General features: G+C 41.6%; 7 protein-coding genes and 1 tRNA gene. All 8 read left to right on the top strand.

Annotated elements, in window-relative coordinates; all coding sequences use genetic code 11:
* The first annotated feature begins 46 nt into the window (after nucleotides 1-46).
* The 8 genes from AC1Z3T_RS07455 (at nucleotide 47) to rpoB (ending at nucleotide 8110) form a co-directional block, all read left to right on the top strand.
* Nucleotides 47-122: transfer RNA gene (locus tag AC1Z3T_RS07455), tRNA-Trp, on the top strand.
* Nucleotides 123-196: 74 nt separating this feature from the next.
* A complete protein-coding gene (gene secE / locus AC1Z3T_RS07450; protein WP_004826233.1) occupies nucleotides 197-637 on the top strand; it encodes a preprotein translocase subunit SecE in 441 nt (146 codons plus the stop codon).
* Between the two features lie 7 nt (nucleotides 638-644).
* Nucleotides 645-1178 (top strand): transcription termination/antitermination protein NusG, encoded by a 534-nt coding sequence (nusG, locus tag AC1Z3T_RS07445; RefSeq protein ID WP_004718486.1) that lies wholly within the window; start codon nucleotides 645-647, stop codon nucleotides 1176-1178.
* Nucleotides 1179-1295: 117 nt separating this feature from the next.
* Nucleotides 1296-1724: a 50S ribosomal protein L11 gene (gene rplK / locus AC1Z3T_RS07440; protein ID WP_001074682.1), complete on the top strand. Its 429-nt coding sequence runs from the start codon at nucleotides 1296-1298 to the stop codon at nucleotides 1722-1724.
* 3 nt (nucleotides 1725-1727) lie between these two features.
* Entirely contained in the window at nucleotides 1728-2423 is a 696-nt protein-coding gene (gene rplA / locus AC1Z3T_RS07435; protein ID WP_004826236.1) for a 50S ribosomal protein L1, read from the top strand.
* 364 nt (nucleotides 2424-2787) lie between these two features.
* A complete protein-coding gene (gene rplJ, locus AC1Z3T_RS07430; protein WP_004826238.1) occupies nucleotides 2788-3294 on the top strand; it encodes a 50S ribosomal protein L10 in 507 nt (168 codons plus the stop codon).
* Nucleotides 3295-3342: 48 nt separating this feature from the next.
* The gene (gene rplL, locus AC1Z3T_RS07425) at nucleotides 3343-3714 is read left to right on the top strand and encodes a 50S ribosomal protein L7/L12 (protein WP_004826239.1); all 372 of its coding nucleotides are present in this window, start codon (nucleotides 3343-3345) and stop codon (nucleotides 3712-3714) included.
* Between the two features lie 307 nt (nucleotides 3715-4021).
* On the top strand, nucleotides 4022-8110 hold the full coding sequence (gene rpoB, locus AC1Z3T_RS07420; protein ID WP_004826241.1) for a DNA-directed RNA polymerase subunit beta: 4089 nt from the start codon (nucleotides 4022-4024) through the stop codon (nucleotides 8108-8110).
* The last annotated feature ends 89 nt before the right edge of the window (nucleotides 8111-8199 follow it).

The raw sequence follows: 8199 nt of genomic DNA, 5'->3' as shown, positions 1-8199 counted from the left end.
AAAATGTTTATTCTTACCGAGAGTTTCGGCTCTCGGTTTGCTTATTAGGTCAGTAGTTCAATTGGTAGAGCGTCGGTCTCCAAAACCGAATGTTGGGGGTTCGAGTCCCTCCTGACCTGCCAGTTTTTAAATAAAAAACTTGATGTCGGCTAAACTGGTCATATAATAAGTCGCGAAACCTACGACGAGTACAAAAATGTCGAACGATAAATCACGTGACGCAACAGGCGGCGCGGCAATTCCTCAAAGCAACAATTCAGCTGAAATGGTGAAGACAAGTTCTCCATTTGATTTTATTTTGTGGATCATTGCATTGGCTTTATTTGGCTGTGCTTTGATGACAAATCAATATCTTCCAGCGTATTGGGCACCAGCAAATAGTATCTGGGTGCGTATTGGGGTAATTATAGCTTGTATCATCGTAGCTTTAGGTTTATTATACGCCACCCATCAAGGCAAAGGCTTTGTTCGTTTGCTTAAAGATTCGCGTATCGAATTGCGTCGAGTCACTTGGCCTACGAAACATGAAACAGTAACCACTTCATGGCAGGTTCTCCTCGTTGTTGTAGTTGCCGCAATTATTTTGTGGTGTTTTGACTATATCATCGGTTGGTTTATGAAGTTTATTATCGGGTAAGAGAGCTATGAAACGTTGGTACATTATTCATGCCTATTCAGGCTATGAAAAACAAGTGATGCGTTCACTTAATGATCGAATCCAGCGTAGCGCTGTTGCTGATAGTTTTGGTGAAGTCCTTGTTCCTACCGAAGAAGTGGTAGAAATGAAGGATGGTAAGAAACGTAAATCAGAGCGTAAATTCTTTCCAGGCTATGTATTGGTCGAAATGGAAATGAATGATGAAACTTGGCACATTGTTAAAGAATGTCCAAAAGTATTGGGTTTCATTGGTGGTACTGCTGAAAAACCGGCGCCAATTACGCAAAAAGAAGCTGATGCGATTCTTGCACGTGTGCACAACAAAGGTGAAGCACCTCGTCCTAAGACGATGTTTGAGCCGGGTGAAGAATTACTTGTTACTGACGGTCCATTCACAGACTTTAAAGGTGTGGTGGAAGAAGTTCAGTACGAAAAATCACGTTTAACGTTGACGATTAACGTATTTAATCGACCAACTCAAGTTGAATTGGAATTTCGCCAAGTCGAAAAAACAATTTAATTTGAATTGTTCAAAAGCGCCCGATTTGTTATGGATCGGGCATTGTTGTTGTAACGGTATCGTTACTTGAAAACTTGGGGAGCTCTAAAAGGCGTTTGTACCCAGAGGTAATTTGAAATGGCTAAGAAGATTGACGGCTATATCAAGCTGCAAGTTCCAGCTGGTAAAGCGAATCCATCTCCACCAATCGGTCCTGCACTAGGTCAACGTGGTGTGAACATCATGGCATTCTGTAAAGAATTCAATGCTGCTACACAAAAAGTTGAACCAGGTCTTCCAATTCCTGTAGTGATCACTGTGTACAACGATAAGTCGTTCACATTCATCATGAAAACTCCACCTGCATCTATTCTTCTTAAGAAAGCTGCTGGTATTCAAAAGGGTTCATCTGTACCAAACAAAACTAAAGTTGGTAAGTTGACTCGTGCTCAATTAGAAGAAATTGCGACTACTAAAGAACCAGATTTAACTGGTGCTGATTTAGACGCACGTGTACGTACCATTGCTGGTTCTGCGCGTTCTATGGGCTTGGAAGTGGAGCTATAAGACATGGCAAAGTTAACTAAACGTCAAAAAGCCATTGCTGCTGCTGTAGAAGCAAACAAAGTTTATACTTTGGAAGAAGCGGTACAAGTTCTTAGCAGCCTTCCTGCTGCAAAATTCAAAGAATCTTTGGATGTTGCGGTAAACCTAGGTGTTGATCCTCGTAAATCTGACCAAGTTGTTCGTGGCGCGACTACACTTCCTGCAGGTACTGGTAAAACTGTACGTGTAGCTGTGTTTGCTCAAGGCGCTGCTGCTGAAGCTGCTAAAGCTGAAGGCGCGGACGTTGTTGGTTTTGATGATCTTGCTGAAAGCATTCAAGCAGGTAACTTAGACTTTGATGTTGTGATTGCTGCTCCAGATGCAATGCGCGTTGTAGGTAAGTTAGGTACGATCCTTGGTCCACGTGGCTTAATGCCAAACCCTAAAGTGGGTACAGTAACTCCTGACGTTGCAACTGCAGTTAAAAATGCAAAAGCAGGTCAAGCACGTTACCGTGTAGACAAAGCGGGTATCATCCACGCTGCGATCGGTCAAGTAGGTTTTACTGCTGAAGCTGTTCGTTCAAACGTTGAAGCACTTATTGCTGACCTTAAGAAAGCAAAACCTGCGACTTCTAAAGGTATCTACATCCAAAAGATCACTTTGAGCTCAACGATGGGTCCTGGTCTTGTTGTAGACGTACAGAACGTTACTAAATAATTATTTTATAGATAATTATTTGCAATAAAAGAATTTTAAAGTCCTGAGTGAAGTTTAAAACATGGTTTTTAAATTTTGCGCAAAATGAGGAAAGCTTCATTCGAGGTTTTTTCTCATCTTGTGAGTTGGCAAGGTTTACTTGCTGATGGGTTCTCAGGCGGACTTTGAATTGATAGATGTAAGTTTATCAGCGTCAAAGACCTCAGGCGAGGCAGGTCTCAGGATTTGCTTCTTAAAATACCAGTCTGAGTAGACGCGGTGGTGTGATTGATTCCTCCTCCGCGTGTAAGTTGAGAAATTGACTTGCGAATTGGGAGTGCAGTCCATTTGTGGATTGCATAAATCACCGTTAGGAGGTTTTACAATGGCTCTTCTTATCGAAGACAAAAAACAGATCGTTGCTGAAGTAAATGAAGTTGCTTCTGTAGCGTTTGCTGCTGTTGTTGCTGACTACCAAGGTTTAACAGTAGAACAATTGACTACACTTCGCGTAGAAGCTCGTAAGTTAGGTGTTAAAACACGTATCGTGCGTAACACTTTGGCTAAGCGTGCACTTGAAGGTACTCAATTCTCTATTTTAGATGAGAACCTTGTTGGTCCAACTATTCTAGCTTTTTCAACTTCTGAAGACGACATGGGCGCAGCTGCTCGCTTGTTTGAAGATTTTGCTAAAACTAACAAAGCATTTGAACTAAAAGCTGCTGCATTTGATGGCAAAGTTTATCAAGGTGCAGATGTTAGCGTTATCGCAAATCTTCCAAACCAAGAAAAAGCACTTACTATGCTTGCCAATGTTCTTCAAGCTCCTATTTCGAAATTGGGTCGCCTTATTACAGCACTCAAAGAGAAAAACGAGTCAGAAGCAGCTTAAGCTTAAAAATTTTCACACACCATTCAATATCCATTTGGAGTTATTCTCATGGCTTTAACTAACGAAGAAATCTTAAACGCAGTTGCTGAAAAAACTGTTCTTGAACTTGTTGAACTTATTTCTGCTTTCGAAGAAAAATTCAACGTATCTGCAGCTGCTGTAGCTGTAGCTGCTGCTCCAGGTGCTGGCGCTGCTGCTGCTGAAGAGCAATCTGAATTCAACGTTGAGTTGACTTCTTTCGGTGCTAACAAAGTTGCTGTAATTAAAGCAGTTCGTGAAGCTACTGGTCTTGGTCTTAAAGAAGCTAAAGATCTTGTTGAAGGCGCTCCTTCAGTTGTTAAAGAAGCGGTTTCTAAAGAAGAAGGCGAAGAACTTAAGAAGAAACTTGAAGAAGCTGGTGCTACAGTTACACTTAAGTAATCTTAAGGGGAGTCGATTTTTTTATAATCGGCTCCACAAATTGGCTGATGGCTCTTGGGTCATCAGCCTTTTTGCGTTACAATAATCGGCTCGATTTTAGATTGATTGATATAAAAATCATCAATTTTTAAAATAAATAAACATAATCAAACGCTTACCAATATTTTTCAGTTTTAAAAATATTGTTAAGCGTTTTGTACCACTGAAATTTGCAGCATTTGTATAAAAGTGGTGGTCATATCGACCTGCGTAATTCCTTCTAAGTTCGTTCTGCAGGCGGGCTTAGTTTACTTTCCGAGGACTCCAGATGGCATACTCATATACCGAAAAGAAACGGATCCGTAAGAATTTTGGTAAATTGCCCCAAGTCATGCATGCTCCGTACTTGCTCGCGATTCAAGTCGACTCGTACAGAACATTCTTGCAAGATGGCAAAACTCCAAAAAATCGCGAAGATATCGGTCTCCAAGCTGCATTTCGTTCAGTTTTTCCTATTGAAAGTTATTCGGGCAATGCTGCTTTAGAATTCGTTGAGTATAGTCTTGGTAAACCAGAGTTTGATGTTCGCGAGTGTATTCTTCGCGGTTCAACCTTTGCGGCACCAATGCGCGTTAAAATTCGTTTGATCATCAAAGATCGTGAAACGAAATCTATCAAAGACGTACGTGAACAAGAAGTGTACATGGGCGAAATGCCACTCATGACTGAGAATGGTACTTTTGTAATCAATGGTACTGAGCGTGTAATCGTATCTCAATTACACCGTTCTCCAGGCGTCTTCTTTGATCACGATAAGGGTAAAACTCATTCAAGTGGTAAAGTGCTTTATTCAGCACGTATCATTCCTTACCGTGGGTCATGGTTGGATTTTGAATTTGATGCTAAAGACTTAGTATTTGTTCGTATTGACCGTCGTCGTAAATTGTTGGCGACTGTTATTCTACGTGCATTGAACTATAGCAATGAACAAATTCTCAATATGTTCTATGAGAAAGTACCTGTATATCTTGATATGGGTAGCTATCAGATTGACCTTGTTCCAGAACGCCTTCGCGGTGAAATGGCGCAGTTCGATATTGCAGACAATGACGGTAAAGTGATTGTTGAACAAGGTAAACGTATCAATGCACGTCATGTGCGTCAAATGGAAGCTGCGGGTTTAACTAAACTTTCTGTTCCTGATGAATACTTGTATGAGCGTATTACAGCTGAAGATATTACTTTACGTGATGGTGAAGTGATTGCTGCCAATACCATTTTAAGCCATGAAGTATTGGTTAAAATCGCTGAAGGTGGTGTTAAACAATTTAACATCTTGTTCACCAATGATATCGATCGTGGTTCGTTTGTTGCAGATACACTACGTGCAGATACGACAACAGGTCGTGAAGAAGCACTTGTAGAAATCTACAAAGTCATGCGTCCAGGTGAGCCACCAACAAAAGAAGCGGCTGAAAACTTATTCAATAACTTATTCTTCTCTACAGAGCGTTATGACTTGTCTCCTGTAGGTCGTATGAAGTTTAACCGTCGTTTGGGTCGTCCTTATGAAGTCGGTACAGATCAGAAGTCTCGTGAAGTAGAAGGTATTCTTTCTAACGATGACATCATTGATGTATTGAAAACATTGGTAGAAATCCGTAACGGTAAAGGTGAAGTCGACGATATCGATCACTTAGGTAACCGTCGTGTACGTTCTGTTGGTGAAATGACAGAAAACCAATTCCGTGTTGGTCTAGTTCGTGTTGAACGTGCTGTAAAAGAGCGTTTAAACCAAGCTGAAACAGATAACTTGTCTCCACAAGATTTGATCAATGCGAAACCAGTTGCAGCTGCAATCAAAGAATTCTTTGGTTCAAGCCAATTGTCTCAGTTTATGGATCAAAACAATCCATTGTCTGAAATTACGCACAAACGTCGTGTTTCAGCGCTTGGTCCTGGTGGTTTGACACGTGAACGCGCAGGCTTTGAGGTACGTGACGTACATCAAACTCACTATGGTCGTGTATGTCCAATTGAGACACCTGAAGGTCCAAACATTGGTTTGATCAACTCACTTTCTGTATATGCAAAAGCCAACAACTTTGGTTTCTTGGAAACTCCATACCGTAAAGTTGTTGATGGTCGTGTAACGGATGATGTTGAGTATTTATCTGCGATTGAAGAAGTAGGCACTGTAATTGCACAAGCCGATTCTGGTGTAGATAAAGACGGTCACTTGACTGAAGAATTCGTTTCTGTACGTCATCAAGGTGAATTCGTTCGTATGCCTCCTGAAAAAGTGACGCATATGGATGTATCTGCTCAACAGGTTGTTTCTGTTGCTGCATCACTTATTCCATTCCTTGAACACGATGATGCGAACCGTGCATTAATGGGTTCAAACATGCAACGTCAGGCTGTTCCTACATTGCTTGCTGACAAGCCACTTGTTGGTACAGGTATGGAAGCAAACGTAGCGCATGACTCTGGTGTGTGTGTAATCGCAAAACGTGGCGGACGTATTGAGTTCGTTGATGCTTCTCGTGTTGTTATTCGTGTGAACGAAGATGAAATGATCGCGGGTGAAGCAGGTGTAGATATCTACAACTTGATCAAATACACACGTTCAAACCAAAACACTTGTATCAACCAAAAAGTTCTTGTGAGCTTGGGCGATAAAGTAGGTCGTGGTGACGTTCTTGCTGATGGTCCATCAACTGACGGTGGTGAATTAGCGCTTGGTCAAAACATGCGTGTCGCGTTCATGACGTGGAACGGTTATAACTACGAAGACTCGATCTTATTATCTGAGCGTGTACTTCAAGAAGACCGTTTGACTTCGATTCACATCCAAGAGTTGTCATGTGTAGCGCGTGATACCAAGTTAGGTGCAGAAGAAATTACTGCTGATATTCCTAACGTGGGTGAAGCAGCTTTATCTAAACTTGATGAATCAGGTATTGTTTATATCGGTGCTGAAGTTTCAGCAGGTGACATCCTTGTTGGTAAGGTAACGCCTAAAGGTGAAACACAATTAACACCTGAAGAAAAATTACTTCGTGCAATTTTCGGTGAAAAAGCTGCGGATGTAAAAGACTCTTCTTTACGTGTTTCTTCAAGCGTAAAAGGTACAGTGATTGACGTTCAAGTGTTTACACGTGACGGTATCGAGAAAGATGAGCGTGCTCAAGCAATTGAAAAAGCGCAACTTGATGCTTACCGTAAAGACTTGAAAGAAGAATTCAAAATCTTCGAAGAAGCTGCTCGTGAACGTATTGTGCGTTTATTGAAAGGTCAAGAGTCAAATGGTGGTGGTACAACGAAACGTGGTGACAAGCTAACTGAAGACGTACTGTCTAACTTAGAGCTTGTTGATCTGTTAGAAGTTCAACCAGCAGACGAAGGTATTGCTGAGCGTTTAACGCAGATTCAAGTGTTCTTGAAAGAGAAGAGCCACGAGATCGATGAGAAGTTTGCTGAGAAAAAACGTAAACTTTCAACGGGTGATGAACTGACAACTGGCGTATTGAAAGTTGTTAAAGTTTATCTTGCAGTTAAACGTCGTATCCAGCCTGGTGATAAGATGGCGGGTCGTCACGGTAACAAGGGTGTTGTATCAAACATCTTACCAGTTGAAGACATGCCGCATGACATCCATGGTGTTCCTGTGGATGTGGTACTTAACCCACTCGGTGTACCATCACGTATGAACGTGGGTCAGATTCTTGAAACTCACTTGGGTATGGCAGCGAAAGGTCTTGGCGATAAGATCGACAAGATGATGAAAGAGCAACGTACTGTTCTTGAACTTCGTGAATTCTTAGACAAGATTTATAACAAAGTTGGTGGCGAGCAAGAAGATCTTGATAGCTTGACCGATGAAGAAATCTTGGTGTTATCAGGTAACTTGCGTAAAGGTGTTCCTTTAGCTACACCAGTATTTGATGGTGCAGAAGAAGGACAAATCAAAGAGTTACTTGAACTTGGTGGTATCTCACGTACAGGTCAAACAGTATTGTATGATGGACGTACAGGTGAGCGTTTTGACCGCCCAGTAACAGTAGGTTATATGTACATGCTCAAGTTGAACCACTTGGTTGACGACAAAATGCATGCACGTTCTACTGGTTCTTACTCACTGGTGACTCAACAACCGCTTGGTGGTAAAGCACAATTCGGTGGTCAGCGTTTCGGTGAGATGGAAGTTTGGGCACTTGAGGCTTATGGTGCTGCTTATACACTTCAAGAAATGTTAACTGTGAAATCGGATGACGTTGAAGGTCGTACTCGCATCTATAAGAACATTGTAGATGGTAACCATTATATGGATCCGGGTATGCCTGAATCGTTCAACGTATTGACCAAAGAGATCCGTTCTTTAGGTATCAACATTGAACTGAAAAATGGTGACTAAATCCCCCTTGATCCCCCTTTGTTAAAGGGGGGATTTCCCCTCTTTGTTAAAGAGGGGGGAGGGGAGATTCCAGATCTCAGTGAAAAAAC

The organism is Acinetobacter sp. B-6, from assembly GCF_056930735.1.
The sequence above is the reverse complement of the archived record's forward strand: the minus strand, read 5'-3'. Positions and strand labels throughout refer to the sequence as shown.

Bases quoted from the DNA above. Each gene is read 5' to 3' on its own strand.
- rpoB (WP_004826241.1), top strand. From the start codon at position 4,022: ATGGCATACTCATATACCGAAAAGAAACGGATCCGTAAGAATTTTGGT.
- rplA (WP_004826236.1), top strand. From the start codon at position 1,728: ATGGCAAAGTTAACTAAACGTCAAAAAGCCATTGCTGCTGCTGTAGAA.
- rplL (WP_004826239.1), top strand. From the start codon at position 3,343: ATGGCTTTAACTAACGAAGAAATCTTAAACGCAGTTGCTGAAAAAACT.
- secE (WP_004826233.1), top strand. From the start codon at position 197: ATGTCGAACGATAAATCACGTGACGCAACAGGCGGCGCGGCAATTCCT.
- rplK (WP_001074682.1), top strand. From the start codon at position 1,296: ATGGCTAAGAAGATTGACGGCTATATCAAGCTGCAAGTTCCAGCTGGT.
- rplJ (WP_004826238.1), top strand. From the start codon at position 2,788: ATGGCTCTTCTTATCGAAGACAAAAAACAGATCGTTGCTGAAGTAAAT.
- nusG (WP_004718486.1), top strand. From the start codon at position 645: ATGAAACGTTGGTACATTATTCATGCCTATTCAGGCTATGAAAAACAA.